We start from the raw sequence: 22,808 nt of genomic DNA on the forward strand, positions 1-22,808 counted from the left end.
GCCATCAGGGCGGCATCGGCGGGGCGGGGGGCTCCTTGTCCTCCTTGCCGCCCTGATGGCCGGTCGGGCGGCCGCGCAGCTTGGCGATGCCATCGCGGACGCCGCGGCGGACGAGCACGAAGAACAACGGGATGTAGAAGATCGCGAGGAAGGTCGCCGACAGCATGCCGCCGATGACCGCCGTACCGATCGCGATGCGGCTGTTGGCGCCGGCACCGGTCGATATCGCCAGCGGCAGCACGCCGAAGATGAAGGCGAAGCTGGTCATCAGGATCGGCCGCAGACGGATCTTGGCGGCTTCCAGCGCGGCGTCGAAGACGCGCGCGCCCTTGCGCTCCGCCTGTTCGGCGAATTCGATCATCAGGATCGCATTCTTGGCGGCGAGGCCCATCGTCGTCAGCAGGCCGATCTGGAGATAGACGTCGTTGGTCAGCCCGCGCAGCGTGACGAAGGCGATCGCGCCGATCAGCCCGAGCGGGATGATGAGCAGCACCGCGAAGGGGATCGACCAGCTCTCGTACAGCGCCGCGAGGCACAGGAAGACGACGAGGATCGACAGGCCGTAGAGCAGCGGTGCCTGACCGGAGGACAGACGCTCCTGATAGGACAGGCCGGCCCAGCTCACTGAGGTGCCGGGGATTTGCGACGCCAGCTCGGCCATCCGCGTCATCGCATCGCCCGAACTCTTGCCGGATGCGGCCGAGCCCTGGAATTCATAGGAGGAGATGCCGTTGAACCGCGACAGCGTCGTCGGTGCGGTCGCCCAGCCGGTGCTGGCGAAGGACGAGAAGGGCACCATCTGCCCGTTCGAGCCGCGTACGAACCATTGCTTCAGGTCCTCGGGCGAGGCGCGATATTGCGCATCGCCCTGGACGTAGACGCGCTTGACGCGGCCGCGGTCGATGAAGTCGTTGACGTACTGGCCGCCCCAGGCAGTGGTCAGCGTGCTATTGGCGTTGCTCTGCGTCAGGCCGAGCGCCGACAGCTTCTGCTGGTCCATGTCGACGCGTAGCGTCGCGATGTCGGGCAATTCGGTGAGGCGCACCGAGGCGAGCATCGAATCGGCATTGGCCATCGCCAGCAACTTGTCGCGCGCGGCGTTGAACTGGTCCTGCGACAGGCCGCCGGTGTTCTGCAGCTCCATCGTGAAGCCGTCGGACTGGCCAAGACCGCGGACCGCCGGCGGCACCAGCGCGAACACCTGCGCGTCGCGCAGCCCACGGAAGGCGGCGGAGGCGCGACCGGTGATCGCGTCGGCGGTATTCTCCTTGCCCTTGCGCTCCGACCAGTCGACGAAGTTGAGGAAGCCCTGGCCGGTATTCTGGCCGCTCGCGCCGCCACCGCCGCCGCCGGCGACGGTGAACAGCACCGAGGCGTTCTTGCCTTCGTTCTGGATGAAGTAATTCTCGACCTGCTTCTGCACCTCGATCGTCCGCGCCTGGGTGGCGCCGGCGGGCAGGCGGAACTGGACTATCGCCGAACCCTGATCCTCGGTCGGCAGGAAGCCGGTGGGCAGGCGCAGGAACAGGATCGCCAGCAACGCGACCACGCCGAGATAGATCAGCAGGAACAGCCATTTGCGATCGACGACCGCGCGCACCGCATTGGTGTAGCGCTCGACGCCGCGTTCGAAATTGGTGTTGAACCAGGTCGACGCCTTGGTCCCCCAGCCGGCGACGCGCGGGAAGCGGCGCTTGAAGCCCTGCGCCTCCTCGGCCTCCTGCGACTTCTGCTTGAGTAGCGAGGCGGTCAGCGCCGGCGACAGGATCAGCGCGACGAGCACCGACAGCACCATCGCCGCGACGATGGTCAGCGAGAATTGGCGATAGATCACGCCGGTCGAGCCGCCGAAGAACGCCATCGGCAGGAACACCGCCGACAGGACGAGCGCGATCGCGATCAGCGCGACGGTGATCTCGTTCATCGACTCGATCGTCGCCTCGCGCGGGCTCATGTCAGGATTCTCCTCCATGAGCCGCTCGACGTTCTCGACGACGACGATGGCGTCGTCGACGAGCAGGCCGATGGCGAGGACGAGGCCGAACAGCGTCAGCGTGTTGATCGAGAAGCCGGCGAGGTGGAAGACCGCGAACGTCCCCAGCAGCACGACCGGCACCGCGATCGTCGGGATCAGCGTCGCGCGCCAGCTCTGCAGGAAGACGAACATGACGATGACGACGAGGATCACCGCCTCGATCAGCGTCTTGACCACCTCTTCGATCGACAATTCGATGAAGGCGGTGGTGTCGTTGGCATAGGCCACCTTGAGGCCGGGCGGGAAGGTCTTGGCGACACGCGCGACCTCCGCCTTGACCAGCTCGGCCGTTTCCAGCGCGTCGGCACCGGGGGCGAGCAGCACGGCGATGCCGGCGCCGGGATGGCGGTTGATGCGGCTGACCGAGGCGTAGCTTTCTGCGCCGAGTTCGATCCGCGCGACGTCGGACAGGCGGACCGTGGCGCCCGAGGGCAGCGTCTTGACGATGATCTGGCGGAACTGCTCGGGCGTCTGGAGGCGCGACTGGGCGGTGACGGTCGCGTTGAGCATCTGCTCGGGCGCGGAGGGCAGGCCGCCGACCTCGCCCGCCGCGACCTCGGTGTTCTGGTTCTGGATCGCGGTGCTGATATCGGCGGGGATCAGCGAATAGCTGGCGAGCCGCGACGGATCGAGCCAGATGCGCATCGCATATTGCGAGCCGAAGACGTTGACGTCGCCGACGCCGTGGACGCGGCCGAGCGGGTCCTGAAGGTTCGAGACGAGATAGTCCGACACGTCCATGTTGGTGCGCTGATCGGTCTCGTCATAGACGCCGACGATCAGCAGATTGTCCGGGTTCGACTTGCGGACGACGAGGCCCTGCTGCTGCACCTGTTGCGGCAGGCGCGCGACGCCCTGCTGCACCTGGTTCTGCACCTGCACCTGCGCGATGTCGGGATCGGTGCCCTTCTCGAACGTGGCGGTGATCGTCACCTGGCCGCGGCTCGACGAGGACGAGGCGAAATAGAGCAGGCCGTCGATGCCGGTGAGCTGCTGCTCGATGATCTGCGTCACCGAATTCTGCAGCGTCTGCGCATTGGCGCCGGGGAAGGTGGCGCGGATCGACACCTGCGGCGGCGCGACGTCGGGATATTGCGCGATCGGCAGGCTGAGGATCGAGCCGACGCCGGCGAGCATGACGATGATCGCCAGCACCCAGGCGAAGATCGGGCGATCGATGAAGATGCGGCTGATCATAGGACGACACAGCCTGACGCGGTGATGAGAGACCGTTCGCCCTGAGCCTGTCGAAGGGCAGCGTCACGAATGGAACGCGCGCTTGCGGCAACCCGTGCTTCGACAGGCTCGGCACGAACGGAGGAAGGATATGGCATCAGGCTCAGCCCGCCTTGCTTTGGGCGTTACCCTGTTGGCCGTCCTTGCCCTGCGGCGGTTTGACCACCTGCGGGCTGTTCGCCGGCACCGCCTTGATCTGCGCGTTCGGCTTCAGGTTGTTGAGCCCCTGCGTGATGACCTTGTCGCCGGCATTCAGGCCGGACGTGACCACCCAAAAGCGGCCCTGCGTTCGCGAGGCGGTGACGGGCTTCTGCACCGTCTTGCCGTTCGGTCCGACCAGCATCACCGTCGCGGCGCCCTTGGCGTCGCGGGTCAGCGCCTCCTGCGGCACCAGGAAGGCGCGCTGGTTGATCGACTGGGCGAAGCGGGCGCGCACGAACATGCCGGGCAGCAGCAGCCCCTGCGGATTGGGGATGCTGGCGCGCAGCGTCACCGTGCCGGTCTCGGTGTTGACCAACGCTTCGGAGAATTCGACGCTGCCGGTCTGGCCGTAATCGCTGCCGTCTTCCAGCTTGAGCCGCACCACCGCGCGCGTCGGCACCACGCCGTTCTGGGCAAGGCTGCGGCGCAGCGCGAGCATGTCGGCGGCGGATTGCTGGATGTCGACGAACATCGGGTCGAGCCGCTGGATCTGCGCGAGCGGATCGGTCTGGCTCGCCGAGACGAGCGCGCCGACGGTGAACAGCGAGCGGCCGATCCGCCCGGTGATCGGCGCGGGTACGGTGGTGAATTTGAGATTGATCCGCGCCGTCTCGAGCGCCGCGCCGGTCTGCGCGACCGAGGCGGTCGCCTGCCGCGCGGTGGCGACGGCGTTGGTATATTCCTGCTGCGAGACCGCCTGGATCGCGGCGAGCGGCTTGTAGCGCTCGGCCTGGACGCGCTGCGCTTCCTGATTGGCGCGCGCGCTCTGCAGATTGGCCTGCGCCTCGTTGACCGCGGCGCGATAGAGGCGCGGGTCGATCTCGTAGAGCGGCTGGCCGCGCTTCACCAGCGAGCCTTCGGTGAAGAAGCGGCGCCGGATGATGCCGTTGACCTGCGGCCGTACGTCCGAGCTTTCATAGGCGTTGGTGCGCGCGGCGAGTTCGGTGACCATCGCGGCGTCGGTCGGCTGGACGACGACATAGCCGACCGTGGTCGGCCCCTTGTTGGGACCACCCGCGCCGCCCTTGCCCTTCGATTGCGACTCGCCGCCGCCACCGCAGGCGGCGAGGGTCAGCAGGACCACGGCAGTAGCGGCGCCGGCACCTAGCCGGCGGCCCCGAAAGGATAATGTGGTCAAGTATGTCACCCGGCTCGTGTCTCGACTCGCGCAGCCGTGACCGGCGCGACAATGCGTGGCCATGGCGATTGGTTGCTCTTGCTGGCCCATTGGCGGGGATCGTGGCGTAAAAGCAACCCGACACCCATGTTATTAATGTCGCAATTTGTCGCAGTGTGGAAAGGAGCCGGCATGGACGCGGACACGGAAAAGGCGCGCGCCGGTGCGGCCGCCGCACAGGAGGTGCAGGACGGCATGCTGGTCGGGCTGGGCACCGGATCGACCGCCGCGCATGCGATCGCGGCGATCGGCGCGCGCGTCGCGGCGGGGCTGCGCATCCGCGCGGTCGCCACCTCGCGCGCCAGCGAGGCGCTCGCGCGCCGCGCCGGCATCGCCATGCTCGACTTCGCCGACGTGCCGCGGCTCGACCTGACGATCGACGGCGCCGACGAGATCGATCCGCGCTTCTTCGCGATCAAGGGCGGCGGCGGCGCGATGCTGCGCGAGAAGGTGGTCGCCGCCGCCTCCGACCGGATGGTCGTCATCGCCGACGGCGGCAAGCGCGTCGCCGCGATCGGCGCCGGCGCACCCGTGCCGGTCGAGATCCTGCCGTTCGCCCGCGCCTCGCTGCTGGCGCGACTGGGGGAGGGGGCGGTGCTGCGTCCCGGCCCCGACGGGCCGTATGTGACGGACAATGGCAACAATATTGTCGATTGCCGGATCGACCTGCAAAATCCCCGCGAATCAGCGGCTTGGCTTGACGGAATTGCCGGCGTGCTCGGCCACGGACTGTTCCTAGACGAGGTCGATGCCGCCTATTTTGCCCAGGATGGGACCGTTTCGCGGCTGGAACGGCTCGATTAGTCTCGCTAAGGCCGATCCAACCGCAACAGATCGGGCGTGCAGGCGTTCGACGCAGGGTAAGAGCGAGGGCCTTTAATCCCATGACCGATACCAACACCGCGATCCACGAAGACGGTTCGCTGGAACGCCTCACGATCGATACCATCCGCACCCTGTCGATGGACGCGGTACAAAAGGCCAATTCCGGCCACCCCGGCACGCCGATGGCGCTTGCGCCGGTCGGCTATACCTTGTGGTCGCAATTCCTGCGCTACGATCCCGCCAAGCCCGACTGGCCGAACCGCGACCGCTTCGTGCTGTCGGTCGGACATGCGTCGATGCTGCTCTATTCGCTGATCCACCTCGCCGGCATCGAGGAGATCGACGCCGAGGGCAACAAGACCGGCCGCCAAGCGCTGACGCTCGACGATCTCAAGGGCTTCCGCCAGCTCGCCTCGCGCACCCCGGGCCATCCCGAATATCGTCACACCACCGGCGTCGAGACGACGACCGGGCCGCTCGGTGCGGGTTGCTCGAATTCGGTCGGCATGGCGATCGCCGAGCGCTGGCTCGCCGCGCGCTACAACCGCCCCGATTTCACGCTGTTCGACCATGACGTCTATTCGCTGTGCGGCGACGGCGACATGATGGAGGGCGTCGCCGCCGAGGCCGCCAGCCTCGCCGGCCACCTCAAGCTGTCGAACCTCTGCTGGATCTACGACAGCAACCATATCTCGATCGAGGGCGGCACCGAGCTGGCGTTCGACGAGGACGTCGGCCTGCGCTTCCAGGCCTATGGCTGGAACGTCATCCATCTCGACGACGCCAACGACACCAAGGCCTTCGCCAAGGCGATAGAGACGTTCAAGGCGACCAACGACCGGCCGACCTTCATCGTCGTCCATTCGGTGATCGGCTGGGGCAGCCCCAAGGCGGGCAGCGAGAAGGCGCACGGCGAACCGCTCGGCGAGGACAATGTCCGCGCCACCAAGAAGGCATATGGCTGGCCCGAGGACAAGGACTTCTACGTCCCCGAAGGCGTCGCAGAGCATTTCAAGGGCGCACTCGCCGACCGCAGCACCGGGTTGCGCGAGGAATGGGAAGCCAATTTTGCTAAATATGGCGAGGCCTATCCCGACCTTGCCGGCGAGCTGAAGCTGATGCTCAAGGACCAGCTGCCCGAGGGCTGGGATGCGGACATCCCCGAATTCCCCGCCGACGAAAAGGGTCTCGCCAGCCGTGACTCGGGCGGCAAGGTGCTCAACGCGCTCGCCAATCGGGTGCCGTGGCTGATCGGCGGCTCCGCCGATCTGTCGCCGTCGACCAAGACCGACATCAAGGGCGCGGCGTCGTTCGAGCCCGGCAATTACGGCGGCCAGAACTTCCACTTCGGCGTCCGCGAACATGGCATGGGCGGCGTGGTCAACGGCATGACGCTGTCGCACCTGCGCAGCTATGGTTCGACCTTCCTGGTGTTCGCCGACTACATGCGCGCGCCGATCCGCCTGTCGGCGATCATGGAGCTCGCCAGCATCTGGGTGTTCACCCACGATTCGATCGGCGTCGGCGAGGATGGACCGACCCACCAGCCAATCGAACATCTCGCGACGCTACGCGCGATCCCGGGGCTCGACACGATCCGTCCGGGCGACGCCAACGAGGTCGCCTATGCCTGGCGTGCGGCGCTGGAGGATGCGAGCCGTCCGACCGCGCTGATCTTCTCGCGTCAGGCGCTGCCGACGCTCGACCGCAGCAAATATGCGCCGGCCGAGGGGACGCTGAAGGGCGGCTATGTTCTCGCCGATTGCGACGGCACGCCGGAGGTGATCCTGATCGCCACCGGCAGCGAGCTGGCTTTGGTCGTCAAGGCGCACGAGCAATTGCTCGCCGATGGCGTGAAGAGCCGCGTCGTGTCGATGCCGAGCTGGTATCGCTACGAACTGCAATCGGAAGAGTATAAGGAGAGCGTGCTGCCGTCGTCGGTGCCGTCGCGGCTCGCGGTCGAGCAGGCGGGCGAGATGGGCTGGCATCGCTATGTCGGATTGAAGGGCCGCACGATCACCATGTCGACGTTCGGTGCCTCCGCCCCCATATCGAAGCTGCAGGACAAATACGGCTTCACCCTCGACAATGTCGTCAAGGTGGTCCGTGAGATGCTGGAGACCAACAATGGGTAAGCTCAACGACCTGAGCGCCGCGGGCACCGCGGTCTGGCTCGATTTCGTCGATCGCAAGTTCCTCGAGGCCGGTGGCCTCGAGACGCTGGTGAAGGAGGACAGCCTGACCGGCGTCACCTCCAACCCGTCGATCTTCGAAAAGGCGATGGGGCACGGCGATGCTTATGACGCGACGCTCGCCGCCTTCGATAAGGAGAATCCCGGCGCGGCGACGATCGACCGCTACGAGCATCTGGCGATCCAGGACATCAAGGCGGCGGCGGAAACGCTCAAGCCCGTCTACGACCGGCTCGCCGGCAAGGACGGTTACGTCAGCCTCGAAGTGTCGCCTTATATCGCCGACGACACCGATGCGACGATCGCCGAGGCCGGCAAGCTGTGGCATGCGGTCGATCGCGAGAATCTGATGATCAAGATCCCCGGCACGCTCGCCGGCGGACCCGCAATCAGCGCGACGATCGCCAAGGGCATCAACGTCAACGTGACGCTGCTGTTCGCGCTCGACGCTTATGTCCGCGTCGCCGAGGCCTATGCCGCCGGCCTCGAGGAGCGGGTGCGGCAGGGGCAGCCGATCGACAGGATCGCCAGCGTCGCCAGCTTCTTCGTCAGCCGCATCGATGCGGTGATCGACAAGGAGATCGACCGCCGCGTCGCCGAGAACGACCCCGAGGCGGAGACGCTCAAGGGACTGCGCGGCAAAGTCGCGATCGCCAATGCCAAGATGGCCTATCAGTGGTTCCTCGACTTCGAGAAGTCGGATCGCTGGCAGGCGCTCGCCGCCAAGGGCGCGCAGCCGCAGCGGTTGCTGTGGGCTTCGACCGGCGTCAAGGACAAGGCCTATCCCGACACGCTCTACGTCGACACGCTGATCGGCCGCGACACGGTCAATACGATGCCGCCCGCGACGATGGACGCGTTCCGCGAGCGCGGCACCGTCGCCGAGACGCTGACCGCCGACGTCGAGGAGGCGCGCCGGGTGCTCGCCGAGGCGGAACGGCTCGGGCTCGATCTCAACGGCGTGACCGATACGCTGGTCGAGCAGGGCGTCGCCTCCTTCGCCAAGGCGTTCGACGACCTGCTGGGCTCGATCGCCGCCAAGCAGCCGGCAACGGCATGACCCGCCGCCCCGTCCTGATCCAGGGCGGGGCGACCCGCTCATCCTCCCGGTTACCCCGCTCGCAGTCGCCCGGGACGGCGGTCTCCATCCCACCGTCACCCCGGACTTGTTCCGGGGTCTACTCCGCGGCGAGGAGAACGGCTGGAGGTTCGGGCGAAACCCCCGCGGCCCGGTGGACCCCGGAACAAGTCCGGGGTGACGGGTGGGAAGCTGAGATGCTCCGAGCCCGACCGCACAAGCCCGGTGACCTTCGGCGAAACGCAGCGTCTCGCGACCCATCGCAACTCCGACGCCGCCGCCCCGTTTATCACGCATCATAACAATCGGCAGGACAGCAAGCATGAAGATCGGACTGATCGGCCTCGGCCGCATGGGTGGCAATATCGCGCGCCGGCTGATGCAGGCGGGGCATGAGATCGTCGCCTACGACCGCAACGCGGACGCCGTACAGGCGCTCGCCAAGGACGGCGCCGAGGCGGCCAATTCGCTCGACGACGTGCGCGGGAAGCTCGACAGCCCGGCGATCTGGTGGGTGATGCTCCCCGCTGGCGGCCCGACCGAGGATACGATCGGCGCGATCGGCGAAGGCGCGAAGGACGGCGACATCGTCATCGACGGCGGCAACACCTTCTACAAGGACGATATCCGCCGCGCCAAGGCGCTGGCCGAAAAGGGCGTCCATTATGTCGACGTCGGTACCTCGGGTGGCGTCTGGGGGCTGGAGCGCGGCTATTGCATGATGATCGGCGGCGACACCGAGACGGTCAACCTGCTCGACCCGATCTTCGACGCGCTCGCGCCGGGCCTCGGCACCATTGCGCGCACGCCGGGCCGCGTCGCCGACGTCGTCGATGAACGCGCCGAAAAGGGCTATATCCACGCCGGCCCCGCCGGCGCCGGCCATTTCGTCAAGATGATCCACAACGGCATCGAATATGGCCTGATGCAGGCCTATGCCGAAGGCTTCGACATCCTGAAATCGAAGAACAGCGACAAATTGCCCGAGGACGAACGTTTCGACCTCAACATGACCGACATCGCCGAAGTTTGGCGTCGCGGCAGCGTCATCTCGTCGTGGCTGCTCGATCTCACCGCGATCGCGCTCGCCAAGGACGAGAAGCTGGAAGGCTTTTCGGGCAGCGTCGCCGATTCGGGCGAGGGTCAGTGGACGATCGACGCGGCGATGGAGGAGAAAGTGCCGGCCAACGTGCTCACCGCCTCGCTGTTCGCGCGCTATCGCAGCCGCGTCGAGCATACCTATGGCGACAAGGTGCTGTCGGCGATGCGCTTCGGCTTCGGCGGCCATGTCGAGATGCCGCAGTGAGTCCGCCGATCCGGCTGGTCGTGTCCGACATCGACGGCACGCTCGTCGACAAGCAGAAGAAGCTGACTCCCGCCACGACCGAGGCGGTGCGCCGGCTCGAGGCGGCGGGGATCGGCTTCACCGTGATCAGCGCGCGGCCGATGTCGGGTATCCTGCCGATCGCCGAGACGCTGGCGATCGACGCGCCGATGGCGGCGTTCAACGGCGGTATCATCTTCCGCCGCGACGGCAGCGTTGCCGAGCATCATATCGTCGACGAGGCGGTGACGCGCGGCGTGATGGCGATCGCCGCCGACAGTCCGGTCGACGTTTGGGTCTTCGCCGACAACCTCTGGTATGCCTCGACCGATGTCGGCGCGCATGTCGACAGCGAGCGGCGCGCGTCCAATCAGGACCCGATCGTCACCAGCGATTTCGCCGATCTGCTCGACCATGTCGACAAGATCACCTTCGTCAGCGACGATCATGCGATGCTCGCCACGCTCGCCGAACGCTGCAAGGCGGCGCATGGCACGGATGCGACGATCGTCCAGAGCCAGGTCTATTATCTCGACGTCACCGCACTGGCAGCCAACAAGGGCGACGGGTTGATCGCGCTCGCCAAGACGTTCGACCAGCCGCTCGCCGCGGTCGCGGTGCTCGGCGATCAATATAATGATGTCCCGATGTTGGAACGCGCCGGCCTCGCAATTGCCATGGGCAATGCGCCCGATCCGGTTAAGTCTATTGCTCATGAGGTTACGAGCGGCAATGACGCGGACGGCGTCGCGCACGCGATCGACACCATCATCTTTCCCCGCATTGGAGTGGCTGCATGAAACAACTGGTTGCCTTCGACCTCGACGGAACGCTGGCCGAGAGCAAGCAGCCCCTGCAGGAACCGATGGGCGAAGCGCTCGCCGACCTGCTCGGCGTGGCGCATGTCGCGGTGATCTCGGGCGGCGACTGGCCGCAGTTCCAGAAGCAGGTGGCGAGCCGCCTGCCGGCGCGCGCCGACCTGTCGAAGCTGTGGCTGATGCCGACCACCGGCACCAAGCTCTACACCTATCGCGACGGCGCCTGGAATCCGGTCTACGCCGAATTGTTCGACGACGAGACCAAGGCGAAGATCCTCAAGGCGTTCGACGAATCGCTCGAGGCGACTGGCTTCACCCCCGAACAGACCTGGGGTGAGCGGATCGAGGATCGCGGCAGCCAGATCACCTTCTCCGCGCTCGGCCAGGAAGCGCCGATCAAGGAGAAGGAGCATTGGGATCCCAAGTTCGAGAAGCGCAAGGTCATCCAGGCGGATCTCAAGCAGCGCCTGCCGGGCCTGTCGATCAACATGGGCGGCGCGACCTCGATCGACATCACGCGCGAGGGCGTCGACAAGGCCTATGGCCTCAAGAAGCTGCGTGACGAGAGCGGCATTCCGTTGGACAGCATGATGTTCATCGGCGACGCGATCTTCCCGGGCGGCAACGATTATCCCGCGAAGGAACTCGGCCTCGACACGGTGCGCGTCCGCGACCCGGAGGAAACGATCTCGGTCGTCACCGCGATCGTCGCCTGCCAGAAATAAGCCCTCAGGGCTGCAATCGATACAGCCCCGCACCATGGGGCGGGATCGGCCGGGTGAAGCGATGGGTTGCCCGGCCGATCGTCTGTCCGGCCCACAGGTCGGTCGCGGCCACCGTCGCCGGCAGTCCCAGCATCGCGAGTGGCAGGCCGACCTCCATCGGCTTCGCCGTCGTATTGAACAGCGCGACGTAGACGCCTCCGCCATCCACCGGGCGCGCCGACCAGATGCGCGTGCCGTCGGCGACGAAATGGGGGCGGTTGTCGCGGCTCGCCTGATTGACCGCGAGCACCGCGCGATTGGTGAGCAGCGCCAGCGTCGGGGCGTCGAGGTGGCGCAGGTCGCCGCCCATGATGAGGGGCGAGCGGGCGATCGCCCATAAGGTCATCAGCGTGCGCTGTTCGTCGGGGGTGAATTTGGTCGCGCGGGCGCCGAGCGCGAGCTGGCCGAGCGGCAGCATGTCGGCATCGGGCCAGCCGCCGCTGGTGTCGACCGCGTGCCAATTCTCCAGCCTTGTGAATTGCGCCTCCAGCATCGACCATTCGTCCCAGAAATCGTCGCTGATCCGCCACATCTGCGCATGGCGGCGGACGTGGTCGGCGCGTGCCACCGGCGTCTCGCCGGGGGACAGGCTGAGCACGATCGACCGGCCGGTGCGCTGGATCGCGGCATGTGCCGCCTCGATCTCCGGGGCGTGCGCGTCATAGGGGCGGCTCATGTCGTCCATCTTGACGAAATCGACGCCCCAGCCGGCGTAGAGCGCGAAGACGCTGTCATAATAGGCCTGCGCGCCGGGGCGGGTCATGTCGACGCCGTACATGTCCGGGTTCCACGGGCAGATGCTCGTCGTGTCGGCGATGTCCTTCGCCCGGTAGCGGGTGCCGAAGACGGGCAGGTTGCGCTCGACGGCGAGGCGCGGAATGCCACGCATCAGGTGGATCCCGAAGCGCAGGCCCATCGCATGCACATCGGCGGCGAGTGGCGCGAACCCCTTGCCGCCTGCGCTCGACGGAAAGCGATTGGGGGCGGGGAGCAGGCGGCCGTAGCCGTCCAATGTCGGTTGCGGCGTGTCGCTATAGGTGTAGCTCGACGCGCTGGGTTCGTACCATTGGATGTCGATGGTGAAGACGTCGTAGCCGAAGGGCAGCAGCTTGGCCTGCATGATTGCCGCGGTCTCGCGCGCCTGCGCCTCGTTGATCGTCGTCGCGAAGCTGTTCCAGCTGTTCCAGCCCATCGGCGGGCGCGGGGCGAGGGGCGCGGTCGCCGCCGATGCCGTGCCGGCGGTGGTCGCGGCTAGGGCGGCGGCAGTGCCGGCGCCGAGCAAGGCACGGCGGTTGAGATGCGGCTGGGTCATCAGTCCTCTCCAAAGCAAAAGGGCGCCCGATCGTTGCGGGCGCCCTTCAGTTCACGACCCGGCGAAGCCGGGCCGTCAGTCCTCATTGCATGAGGCTGGCCGACAGCGCCCGTGCGCTTGCGCGCACCGGTGCGGTCGTCGCCGCACCTCAGGCGCTGTAGTACATATCGTATTCGACCGGCGACGGGGTCATTTCCCAACGGGCGACCTCACCGCGCTTGATCTCGACATAGGCCTCGATCTGGTCCTTCGAGAAGACGTCGCCCTTGAGCAGGAAGTCGTGATCGGCTTCTAGGCTGTCGAGCGCCTCGCGCAGCGAACCGCAGACGGTCGGCACCTGGGCGAGTTCTGCCGGCGGCAGGTCGTACAGATTCTTGTCCATCGCCTCGCCCGGATGGATCTTGTTCTGGATGCCGTCCATGCCCGCCATCATCAGCGCCGCATAAGCGAGATAGGGGTTGGCCATCGCATCGGGGAAACGGATCTCGACGCGCTTCGCCTTGGGGCCGGTGCCATAGGGGATGCGGCACGAGGCCGAACGGTTGCGCGCCGAATAGGCGAGCAGCACCGGCGCTTCGTAACCCGGCACCAGCCGCTTGTAGCTGTTGGTGGTCGGGTTGGTGAAGGCGTTGACCGCCTTGGCGTGACGGATGATGCCGCCGATGAAAAACAGGCACATCTCGGACAGGCCGGCATAGCCTTCGCCCGCGAACAGCGGCGTCTTGCCGTTCCAGATCGAGAAGTGGGTGTGCATGCCCGAGCCGTTATCTTCCTTGATCGGCTTCGGCATGAACGTCGCCGACTTGCCATAGGCGTGCGCGACCTGGTGGACGACGTATTTGTAGATCTGCATGCGGTCGGCGGTGGTGGTCAGCGTGCCGAAGGTCATGCCGAGCTCGTGCTGCGCGGCGGCGACCTCGTGGTGATGCTTGTCGCAGGGCAGGCCCATCTCGATCATCGTCGAGACCATCTCGCCGCGGATGTCGACGGCGCTGTCGACCGGCGCGACCGGGAAATAGCCGCCCTTGGCGCGCGGACGGTGGCCCAGGTTGCCGCCCTCATATTCACGACCCGTGTTGGTCGGCAGCTCGATATCGTCGATCTTGAAATAGGACGCGGCATAGTTCGTGTCGAACTGCACGTTGTCGAACATGAAGAATTCGGCTTCCGGGCCGACGTAGACGGTGTCGCCGATGCCGGTGGTCTTCAGATAGGCCTCGGCGCGCTTGGCGGTCGAGCGCGGATCGCGGGCGTAGAGCTCGCCGGTCGACGGCTCGACGACGTCGCAGAACACGATCAGCATCGGCGTCGCCGAGAAGGGATCGGTGTAGACCGCGTCGAGATCCGGCTTGAGCACCATGTCGGACTCGTTGATCGCCTTCCAGCCCTCGATCGAGCTGCCGTCGAACATCAGGCCGTCGGTCAGTTCGTCCTCGCCGATCAGGCCGGCGACCATGGTGAGATGCTGCCATTTGCCCTTGGGGTCGGTGAAGCGCAGATCGACCCACTCGATCTCTTCTTCCTTGATCTTGTTCAGAATGTCGTTGGCGGTGGCAGCCATGATCAGCTCTTTCCTTATCGGTGCCCCGGCGACGGCCGGGATCGTGTCGTAATTAGGCGACCCCGACGGACATCGGGGTGACGGTTCGGTGACGGTTTAGATCGCGGCCTCGTCGCGTTCGCCGGTGCGGATGCGCAGCGCGGCCTCCACCGGGATGACGAAGATCTTGCCGTCGCCGATGCGGCCGGTCTGCGCGGCATTGGCGATCGCCTCGACCACCCGCTCGGCGAGCGCGTCGTCGACGACGACCTCGAGCTTCACCTTGGGCAGGAAGTCGACGACATATTCGGCGCCGCGATAGAGTTCGGTATGGCCCTTCTGGCGGCCGAAGCCCTTGGCCTCGGTCACGGTGATGCCGCTGACGCCGATCTCGTGCAGTGCTTCCTTCACCTCATCCAGCTTGAACGGCTTGATGATGGCTTCGACCTTCTTCACGGCAATATGCCCCCTACCGGAGCCCGCGCTCCGAGCGCGGACAGTGCACCAAACGTGCCAGCCCAAGCCCCTCGGGGCAACCGGGATTCGGCGCGAATTGCTGCTTGGAAAACGGGCAGATGCGGCCGGTTTGCCCGTTGTGCGGGCAGCGGGCGGTATGCGGCGGGAGGAATGGGGTTACAGGATCGTGCGGACGGTTTCGGGCGGTCTGGCGAGGACGACGCCTTTGTCGGTCTCGACCAGCGGGCGCTGGATGATGATCGGGTTGATCGTCATGGTTTCGAGGATCGTCGCGTCGTCCGCATCGCTATCCGCGAGCGCCTTGGCATCAGGCTCGGTGAGGCGCAGGCCGTCGCGCGGGCTGATGCCGGCGCGGGCGTAGAGACGTGAAAGCTCAGCCACGGTCGGCGGGTGCTTGAGATATTCGATGACGGTGACGTCTGCGCCCGCGTCGGTGAGCAGCGCCAGCGTGTTGCGCGACGTGCCGCAGCGCGGATTGTGGTAGATGGTGGCGTGCATCGTTCGCTCCTAATTCCTCCCCGGCACGGGGAGGGGGGCCGCCGGCCGCAGGCTGGTGGTGGAGGGGGATCGCCGCGTGGAAGCCCCCCTCCGTCAGCGCTGGCGCGCTGCCACCTCCCCGTGCCGGGGAGGATTTAGTCGGCCTGTCTGGCCAGCCATTCTTCCAGCCACTTGATCGTATATTGGCCGTCCTGGAATTCCGGATCGTCGAGCAAGGCCTGATGCAGCGGGATCGTCGTCGTCGGGCCTTCGATCACGAATTCCTCGAGCGCGCGGCGCAGGCGGCGCAGCGCACCCTGACGCGTGGTGCCGTAGACGATCAGCTTGGCGATCATCGAATCGTAATAAGGCGGGACGCGGTAGCCGGCGTAGAGGCCGCTATCGACGCGGACGTGCATGCCGCCGGGCGCGTGATATTGCTTCACCAGACCCGGCGAGGGGGCGAAGGTGCGCGGGTCCTCGGCGTTGATCCGGCATTCGATCGCATGGCCGCGGAACTGGACGTCCTCCTGACGCAGCGTCAGCGGATGGCCCTCGGCGATGCGGATCTGTTCGCGGACGAGGTCGAGGCCGGTGATCATCTCGGTCACGGGATGCTCGACCTGCAGCCGGGTGTTCATCTCGATGAAGTAGAAGTCACCGTCTTCCCACAGGAATTCGATCGTGCCGGCGCCGCGATAGCCCATGTCGGCCATCGCCTTGGCGACGATGCCGCCCATCCGCTCGCGCTCCTCGGCGGTGATGACCGGGGAGGGGGCCTCCTCAAGCACCTTCTGGTGGCGGCGCTGCAGCGAGCAGTCGCGCTCGCCGAGATGGATGGCGTTGCCGTTGCCGTCGCCGAAGACCTGGAATTCGATATGCCGGGGGTTGCCGAGATATTTTTCCATATAGACGGTGGCGTCGCCGAACGCCGCCTTCGCCTCGGTGCCGGCCTGCTGCATCAGCGTTTCGAGATGCTCGGGGCCGGTGCACACCTTCATGCCGCGGCCGCCGCCGCCGCTCGCCGCCTTAATGATGACGGGATAGCCGATCTCCGCGGCCAAAGCCTTCGCCTCGGCGACATCGCTGATCGCGCCGTCCGAGCCGGGAACGAGCGGCAGGCCGAGCGCGCCCGCGGTGCGCTTCGCCTCGACCTTGTCGCCCATCGTGCGGATATGTTCGGGCTTGGGGCCGACGAACAACAGGTCGTGCATCTCGACGATCTCGGCGAACCGCGCATTCTCGCTGAGGAAGCCGTAGCCGGGATGGATTGCGTCGGCGCCGCTGATCTCGGCCGCCGAGATGATGTTGGGGATGTTGAGATAGCTGTCGGTCGCCGCCGGCGGCCCGATGCAGATCGCCTCGTCGGCAAGCCGCACGTGCATCGCATCGGCGTCGGCGGTGGAATGGACCGCGACGGTGGTGATGCCCATTTCGTGGCAGGCACGATGGATGCGCAGCGCGATCTCGCCGCGGTTGGCGATCAGCAGCTTCTTGATCGGGCGCATGCCTTACTCGACCACCACGAGCGGCTGGTCGAACTCGACCGGCTGGCCGTTCTCGATCAGGATCTGGCGGACGGTGCCGGCGGTCGGCGCGGTGATCGGGTTCATCACCTTCATCGCCTCGACGATCAGCAGCGTGTCGCCCGCGGCGACGGTGCTGCCAACCGCGACGAACGGCTTGGCGCCCGGCTCGGCGGAGAGATAGGCGGTGCCGACCATCGGCGACTTGACCGCATTGGCGGTGCTGACGGTCGGTGCCATCGCGCCGGCCTCGGCAGCGACGGGGGCCGCGGCGGGCGCGGGCGCGGCGGCCATCGGCTGCGGCGCATATTGGACGGGTGCGGCAACGGCGGCGGCCTTGCGCGCGACGCGGATCTTGCGGTCGCCTTCCTCCACCTCGATCTCGGTGAGGTGGGTGGCGTCGAGCAGTTCGGCGAGCTGGCGCACGAGGTTCACGTCAACCTGCATCGATTGGGTCTGGGCCCCGGAGTTGGTCTGGTCGGTCATGGGGGAGCCTCCTGTCAGAAGCGCGCCGCGGCTTCAAGCGCAAGGGTGTAGGAGAGCGCACCGAAACCGGCGATGGTTCCCTTCGCAGCGCGGCCGACGAAGCTGACGTGGCGGAAGTCTTCGCGGCTGTGCGGGTTGGAGAGATGCACCTCGATGACCGGGGTACTGATGCCCTTGATCGCGTCGTGGACTGCGATCGAGGTGTGCGTGAAGGCACCGGCGTTGAGGATCACCGCCTTGGCGTGGCGGGCCTGCGCCTCGTGCAGCCAGTCGACCAGATGGCCTTCGTGGTTCGACTGTCGCATGTCGATCTCCAGCCCCAGTTCGCGGGCGCGATCCTCGAGCTGGCCGGCGATGTCGTCGAGCGTGTCGGCGCCGTAGATCTCGGGCTCGCGCGTGCCGAGCAGGTTGAGGTTGGGGCCGTTGAGGACGAAGATGGTGTCGGTCATGGCGCGGGCTTATCGCTGTTCGGCGGGCGGTGCAAAGAAGGTCTGTTTTCACGCGAAGGCGCGAAGGCGCGAAGGCGCGAAGGCGCGAAGGAGGAAAAGGGTTGGTTCGCGCAGAGGCGCGGAGGCGCAGAGAGGGCGCGCGGGACGATCTTAGCCCTTTCCTGCGCCGCGGCTATCTACGGTCGCCCGGAAGAGGGGAAGCCCGCTGCCGCGGGCGAGCCATCTTCGTGCCTTCGCGCCTTCGCGTGAATCAGCCTTGCGAAGGTGGACACCGACGATCACGCGCCTAGATGGGGCGCCAAGGAGTTAAGCCTGATGCCCCATAGCGACGGAACGGTTTCGATCACGGTCAACGGCGCGCATAAGCGCGTCAATGCGGGGCTGAGCCTCGCCGAACTGGCTACCGAGCTGGGGCTGGTGCCGGAGAAGGTCGCGGTCGAGCGCAATCTCGAGGTCGTGCCGCGCTCGACGCTGAAGGACGTGCGGGTCGAGGACGGCGACGATATCGAGATCGTCCATTTCGTCGGCGGCGGCGATCATCAGAAGCCGATCGCGGACGACAGCTGGACGGTGGCGGGGCGGACGTTCCGGTCGCGGCTGATCGTCGGCACCGGCAAATACAAGGATTTCGCGCAGAACGCCGCCGCGCTCGAAGCATCGGGGGCGGAGATCGTCACCGTCGCGGTGCGCCGGGTCAACGTCAGCGATCCCAACGCGCCGATGCTGACCGATTTCATCGATCCCAAGAAGGTCACCTATCTGCCCAACACCGCGGGCTGTTTCGACGCGGAGAGCGCGATCCGTACGCTGCGGCTGGCGCGAGAGGCGGGCGGCTGGGACCTCGTCAAGCTCGAGGTGCTGGGCGAGGCGAAGACGCTGTATCCCGACATGCACGAGACGCTGCGCGCAACCGAGATCCTCGCCAACGAAGGCTTCAAGCCGATGGTCTATTGCGTCGACGATCCGATCGCGGCGAAGCGGCTGGAGAATGCCGGCGCGGTGGCGATCATGCCGCTGGGCGCGCCGATCGGGTCGGGGCTGGGCATCCAGAACCGCATCACGATCCGGCTGATCGTCGAGGGCGCGGGCGTGCCGGTGCTGGTCGACGCCGGGGTCGGCACCGCGTCGGACGCGGCGGTGGCGATGGAGCTGGGCTGCGACGGCGTGCTGATGAACACCGCGATCGCCGAGGCGAAGGACCCGGTGATGATGGCGGCGGCGATGCGGTCGGCGGTGGAGGCGGGGCGGCTCGCCTATCGCGCCGGGCGGATGGGGCAGCGCCGCTATGCCGATCCGTCAAGCCCGCTCGCCGGGCTGATCTGACCGCCTGACGCATTTGTCACGGAACCGGTCCGTTCCCAACCCGTTGTCCTTGCTGTAGATCAAGCGGCCCGGTTGGCGGGGCGCGGTCATAGCAGGAGGTCCTCATGGGCGAGCTCACCGACAAGATCAAAGGCACCGTCAACGAAGCCATCGGCAACGCCAAGGAAGCCATCGGCAAGCACAATGACGATGCCAGCCTGACCGCAGAGGGCAAGGCCCAGCAGGCCGAAGGCAAGGGCGAGAAGTTCAAGGGCGGCGTCAAGGGCGCGCTCGGCGACAACATCTGACCTTCGGGTGAGATGACCGGCAAAGGGCCGTCCCGGGGAAGCGGGGCGGCCCTTTCCATATTCAACAGGGACGACGCAGATGAAGAAGATGATGATCGCGCTGAGCGCAGGCGCGATGGCGCTGTCGCTCGCCGCATGCGGTGGCAAGGGCGACGACAAGCTGGGCAGCGACGTCAAGGCCGCGGCCGACAACCGCGCCGACTCGCTCGAAGCGCAGGCGGACAATCTCGAGGATCAGGCCAAGGCCGAGCGCAAGAGCGCGAGCCAGCAGGCGGATGCGATCGACGATGCCGACGTCAACGCCGCCGCGATGTCGGACGGCGAGAAGGCCGCGTTGATCAACGGCAGCGACAAGCTGCGCTGACGGCATGGCCTGACCGGGGACAATTTTGTCCGGGTGACGGACACATCGGTTAATATGGCTTGTTAGTGTCTAATGACCACGCCGTACAACACTCCGTCCTCGGTCAGCCATGAACATGGTGAGATCATCGTCGATGGCCCCGATGGGGTCGCCGTGTCGCTGACTCCGGAGGCCGCGCTGATCACGGCGGGGCGGCTGGAAACCGAAGCGATCGACGCGCTGATCGAGCGCGGCAGGACCGTGACGACGAAACCGGCCGACGGATGACGATGCCCTTGCGGTTGCTGGTGGCCGAAAGCGAGCCGCCGGCGGCGCGCGAAACGCGGCGTGAGAGCGTCGGGCGCAGTTCGGGCGAGACGTTCCTCAAGCGGCTCGGCGTGCTGGTCCCCGATGCGGTCTGCGAGCGGGTCAAGCCGGCGGATCACGATGCGGCGGCGCCGGCGGGCGGGCTCGAAGGCTATGACGGGGTGATCCTGACCGGGTCGCCGCTTCATCTGTACGAGGATACGCCCGAGGCGCGGCGCGAGATCGACTTCATGCGCGCGGTCTATCGGTCGGGGACACCGGCGTTCGGGTCGTGTGCGGGCTTGCAGGTCGCGGTCGTCGCGGCGGGCGGCACCGTGCGGGCGATGGGCGCGCGACGCGAGGCGGGGTTCGCACGGCGCATCGTGCGGCAGCCGGCGGGGCAGGATCATCCGCTGCTCGCCGGTCGGCCGCCGGCCTATGACGTGCCGGCGGTGCATAGCGACGAGGTGGCGACCCTGCCCGCGGGCGGCAGGCTGCTCGCCTCGAACGGCGTCACCGAGGTGCAGGCGGCCGAGATCCGCCACGACGGCGGCATCTTCTGGGGCGTGCAATATCATCCCGAAATCTCGCTGCGCGAGGTCGCGGCGGCGCTACGGCGGCAGGCGGACGATCTGGTCGCGCTGGGGCTGGCGCGCGACGCGCTCGACGTGGCGACGCATGCGGCGCTGGTCGAGGCGTTGCACGACGCGCCCGATCGGCGCGATCTGGCGTGGCGGCTGGGTCTCGACGAGCAGGTGACCGAGCCGCGCACGCGGATGACCGAGTTGCGCAATTTCCTCGACCGGCTGGTGGTGCCGACCCGCGCGGCGCGCGGGCGGGGCTAGGCCGATCGCTTACCGAGCGTGGTGGCGGGGGTGATCACATCGACGTCGGTGCGCAGGTGGAGCAGGCGGACGCCGCGCTGTTCGATCGCTCGGGCGAGTGCGGGGGCGAAATCGTCGGTGCGCTCGACGGTCTCGGCCCAGCAGCCGTAGGCGCGGGCGAGCGCGGTGAAATCGGGATTGGCGAGCGTGGTGGCGGCGACGCGGCCGGGATATTCGCGCTCCTGGTGCATGCGGATCGTGCCATAGGCCTGGTTGTCGACGACCAGCACCAGCAGCTGCGCATCGTGCTGGACGGCGGTGGCGAGTTCCTGACCGTTCATCAGGAAGCAGCCGTCGCCGGCGAGCGCGACCACCTGCCGCTCGGGATAGCGGAGCGCGGCGGCGACCGCGGCGGGCAGGCCGTAGCCCATCGCCCCGGCGGTCGGCGCGAGCTGCGTGCCGGGGGCGGGATAGTGCCAATAGCGGTGCCACCAGCCGCTGTAATTGCCGGCGCCGTTGCAGATGATCGTGTCGGCGGGAAGCTGTTCGCGCATCGCGGCGACGCAGGGGCCGAGGTCCATCGTAACGCCGTCGCGCGGCGCGGGCGTGGACCATTGCAGCCATTCGGCATGCGCCTCGCCACCGCCGGGATGGGGCGGGCCGTCGAGCGCGACCAGTGCCTCGGCGAATTCGGCCATGCCGGCGCAGATCGCCAGATCGGTGCGATAGGTCATGCCGAGTTCGTTCGCATCGGGATGGACGTGGACGAGGCGCTGGCCGGGGTGATCGGGGGTGATCAGCGTATAGCCGTCGGTCGTCGCCTCGCCGAGCCGCGCGCCCGCGACGATCAGCAGGTCGGCATCCTTCACCCGCGCGACGAGCGCCGGATTGGGGCCGTAGCCGAGGTTGCCGGCGTAGCTGGGGCAGGCGTTGGGGATTGCATCCTGCCGGCGGAAGGCGGTGGCGACGGGGACGCCGGTGCGATCGGCCCAGGCGGCGAAATCCTGCGCGGCGACGCCGTCCCAGCCGGCGCCGCCAACGATCGCGAGCGGCCGCTCGGCGGTGGCGAGCAGATCGGTGAGCTGTTCGAGCGGGGCTTCGTCGCAGCCCTGCGGCAGGCGTTCGACACGGGGCCGGTCGGCGACCGCGGCGGTGTCGCGCAGCATGTCCTCGGGCAACGCCAGCACCACCGGGCCGGGCCGGCCGTTCATCGCCACCGCATAGGCGCGGGCGACATATTCGGGAATGCGCGCGGCATCGTCGATGCGCGCCGCCCATTTGGCGATCGGGGCGAACATCGCGGGAAAATCGATTTCCTGGAAGGCCTCGCGGTCGCGGGTGGTGCGGTTGACGTCGCCGATGAAGAGGATCAGCGGCTGCGAATCCTGCCGCGCGACATGGACGCCGATCGCGGCATTGGTCGCACCGGGCCCGCGCGTCACGAAGGCGATGCCGGGGCGGTGGGTGAGCGTGCCGTCGGCGCAGGCCATATAGGCCGCGCCGCCTTCCTGTCGGCAGACCACCGTCGCGATGTCCGGCGCGTCGTGGAGCGCGTCGAGCACGGCGAGGAAGCTTTCCCCCGGCACCGTGAAAATCCGCTCACAACCCTGTGCAAGCAATTGATCGACCAGAATTTGGCCGCCGGTGCGCGAGATGGTCTCCATGATGCGATCTTGCCCGGTCACGCCGCGGAAGTCGAGCGGCGGCGATCCGGGCGCGGCGGTCGCGTCAGACGCGCGAACGGTCGCCGAAATCGAACCAGCCGGGGCGGTTGCCGGCGGGGTAGGCGGGGCGGACGGTGCGCACCG

Annotated in this window: 21 protein-coding genes; 11 read left to right on the forward strand and 10 right to left on the reverse strand. The window is 67.2% G+C overall.

The features are described 5' to 3' along the window. Nucleotides 1-4: 4 nt before the first annotated feature. Both FFS23_RS17350 and FFS23_RS17355 read right to left on the reverse strand, forming a co-directional pair. A complete protein-coding gene (locus FFS23_RS17350) occupies nt 5-3,232 on the reverse strand; it encodes an efflux RND transporter permease subunit (protein WP_137899593.1) in 3,228 nt (1,075 codons plus the stop codon). A gap of 142 nt (nt 3,233-3,374) precedes the next feature. Then, entirely contained in the window at nt 3,375-4,556 is a 1,182-nt protein-coding gene (locus FFS23_RS17355) for an efflux RND transporter periplasmic adaptor subunit (protein WP_245640851.1), read from the reverse strand. A 189-nt stretch (nt 4,557-4,745) separates the two neighbouring features. On the opposite strand from FFS23_RS17355, the gene rpiA reads away from it, so the two are divergent. The 6 genes from rpiA to FFS23_RS17385 all read left to right on the forward strand — a co-directional run bounded on the left by rpiA (nt 4,746) and on the right by FFS23_RS17385 (nt 11,611). Next, on the forward strand, nt 4,746-5,453 hold the full coding sequence (gene rpiA / locus FFS23_RS17360) for a ribose-5-phosphate isomerase RpiA (RefSeq protein ID WP_502702153.1): 708 nt from the start codon (nt 4,746-4,748) through the stop codon (nt 5,451-5,453). 80 nt (nt 5,454-5,533) lie between these two features. Then, on the forward strand, nt 5,534-7,609 hold the full coding sequence (gene tkt / locus FFS23_RS17365; protein WP_137899595.1) for a transketolase: 2,076 nt from the start codon (nt 5,534-5,536) through the stop codon (nt 7,607-7,609). Beyond that, nucleotides 7,602-8,726 carry a transaldolase gene (tal, locus tag FFS23_RS17370; protein ID WP_137899596.1) on the forward strand — a complete coding sequence of 375 codons (1,125 nt, stop codon included), beginning with the start codon at nt 7,602-7,604 and terminating at the stop codon, nt 8,724-8,726. Before tkt ends, tal begins: the two co-directional genes overlap by 8 nt. Before the next feature lie 340 nt (nt 8,727-9,066). Next, the gene (gene gnd / locus FFS23_RS17375; RefSeq protein WP_137899597.1) at nt 9,067-10,050 is read left to right on the forward strand and encodes a phosphogluconate dehydrogenase (NAD(+)-dependent, decarboxylating); all 984 of its coding nucleotides are present in this window, start codon (nt 9,067-9,069) and stop codon (nt 10,048-10,050) included. Beyond that, nucleotides 10,047-10,868 (forward strand): Cof-type HAD-IIB family hydrolase, encoded by an 822-nt coding sequence (locus FFS23_RS17380; RefSeq protein ID WP_137899598.1) that lies wholly within the window; start codon nt 10,047-10,049, stop codon nt 10,866-10,868. Before gnd ends, FFS23_RS17380 begins: the two co-directional genes overlap by 4 nt. Further along, a complete protein-coding gene (locus FFS23_RS17385; RefSeq protein WP_137899599.1) occupies nt 10,865-11,611 on the forward strand; it encodes an HAD-IIB family hydrolase in 747 nt (248 codons plus the stop codon). Before FFS23_RS17380 ends, FFS23_RS17385 begins: the two co-directional genes overlap by 4 nt. 4 nt (nt 11,612-11,615) lie before the next feature. On the opposite strand, the gene FFS23_RS17390 is transcribed toward FFS23_RS17385, so the two are convergent. From FFS23_RS17390 to aroQ, 7 genes are all read right to left on the reverse strand, one after another. After that, on the reverse strand, nt 11,616-12,962 hold the full coding sequence (locus tag FFS23_RS17390; protein WP_137899600.1) for a glycoside hydrolase family 27 protein: 1,347 nt from the start codon (nt 12,960-12,962) through the stop codon (nt 11,616-11,618). A 148-nt stretch (nt 12,963-13,110) separates the two neighbouring features. Beyond that, nucleotides 13,111-14,523: a type I glutamate--ammonia ligase gene (gene glnA, locus FFS23_RS17395; protein ID WP_137899601.1), complete on the reverse strand. Its 1,413-nt coding sequence runs from the start codon at nt 14,521-14,523 to the stop codon at nt 13,111-13,113. A 96-nt stretch (nt 14,524-14,619) separates the two neighbouring features. After that, nucleotides 14,620-14,958: a P-II family nitrogen regulator gene (locus FFS23_RS17400; RefSeq protein WP_137899602.1), complete on the reverse strand. Its 339-nt coding sequence runs from the start codon at nt 14,956-14,958 to the stop codon at nt 14,620-14,622. Nucleotides 14,959-15,135: 177 nt separating this feature from the next. Then, a complete protein-coding gene (locus FFS23_RS17405; protein WP_137899603.1) occupies nt 15,136-15,477 on the reverse strand; it encodes an arsenate reductase family protein in 342 nt (113 codons plus the stop codon). A gap of 134 nt (nt 15,478-15,611) precedes the next feature. Further along, a complete protein-coding gene (accC, locus tag FFS23_RS17410; RefSeq protein ID WP_137899604.1) occupies nt 15,612-16,964 on the reverse strand; it encodes an acetyl-CoA carboxylase biotin carboxylase subunit in 1,353 nt (450 codons plus the stop codon). Between the two features lie 3 nt (nt 16,965-16,967). Then, nucleotides 16,968-17,468 (reverse strand): acetyl-CoA carboxylase biotin carboxyl carrier protein, encoded by a 501-nt coding sequence (accB, locus tag FFS23_RS17415; RefSeq protein WP_038660644.1) that lies wholly within the window; start codon nt 17,466-17,468, stop codon nt 16,968-16,970. A 14-nt stretch (nt 17,469-17,482) separates the two neighbouring features. Next, the gene (gene aroQ, locus FFS23_RS17420; RefSeq protein ID WP_137899605.1) at nt 17,483-17,917 is read right to left on the reverse strand and encodes a type II 3-dehydroquinate dehydratase; all 435 of its coding nucleotides are present in this window, start codon (nt 17,915-17,917) and stop codon (nt 17,483-17,485) included. Nucleotides 17,918-18,232: 315 nt separating this feature from the next. Here aroQ and thiS point away from each other — a divergent pair, with 315 nt between their 5' ends. From thiS to FFS23_RS17445, 5 genes are all read left to right on the forward strand, one after another. After that, nucleotides 18,233-19,240, forward strand: a complete 1,008-nt coding sequence (thiS, locus tag FFS23_RS17425) for a sulfur carrier protein ThiS (protein WP_137899606.1) — start codon at nt 18,233-18,235, stop codon at nt 19,238-19,240. Between the two features lie 104 nt (nt 19,241-19,344). After that, complete coding sequence (locus FFS23_RS17430) at nt 19,345-19,527, forward strand: CsbD family protein (protein ID WP_038660638.1); 183 nt, start codon at nt 19,345-19,347, stop codon at nt 19,525-19,527. Nucleotides 19,528-19,606: 79 nt separating this feature from the next. Beyond that, a complete protein-coding gene (locus FFS23_RS17435; RefSeq protein ID WP_038660635.1) occupies nt 19,607-19,891 on the forward strand; it encodes a hypothetical protein in 285 nt (94 codons plus the stop codon). Nucleotides 19,892-19,963: 72 nt separating this feature from the next. Beyond that, nucleotides 19,964-20,158, forward strand: a complete 195-nt coding sequence (locus FFS23_RS17440) for a hypothetical protein (protein ID WP_038660633.1) — start codon at nt 19,964-19,966, stop codon at nt 20,156-20,158. Continuing rightward, complete coding sequence (locus tag FFS23_RS17445) at nt 20,155-21,021, forward strand: type 1 glutamine amidotransferase (protein WP_171009537.1); 867 nt, start codon at nt 20,155-20,157, stop codon at nt 21,019-21,021. Before FFS23_RS17440 ends, FFS23_RS17445 begins: the two co-directional genes overlap by 4 nt. On the opposite strand, the gene FFS23_RS17450 is transcribed toward FFS23_RS17445, so the two are convergent. Continuing rightward, complete coding sequence (locus FFS23_RS17450; RefSeq protein ID WP_137899607.1) at nt 21,018-22,664, reverse strand: thiamine pyrophosphate-binding protein; 1,647 nt, start codon at nt 22,662-22,664, stop codon at nt 21,018-21,020. The two genes, FFS23_RS17445 and FFS23_RS17450, sit on opposite strands and share 4 nt — an antisense overlap. Nucleotides 22,665-22,808 lie beyond the last annotated feature (144 nt).

Source organism: Sphingomonas sp. 2SG, from assembly GCF_005503285.1.
GTDB lineage: Bacteria > Pseudomonadota > Alphaproteobacteria > Sphingomonadales > Sphingomonadaceae > Sphingomonas > Sphingomonas taxi.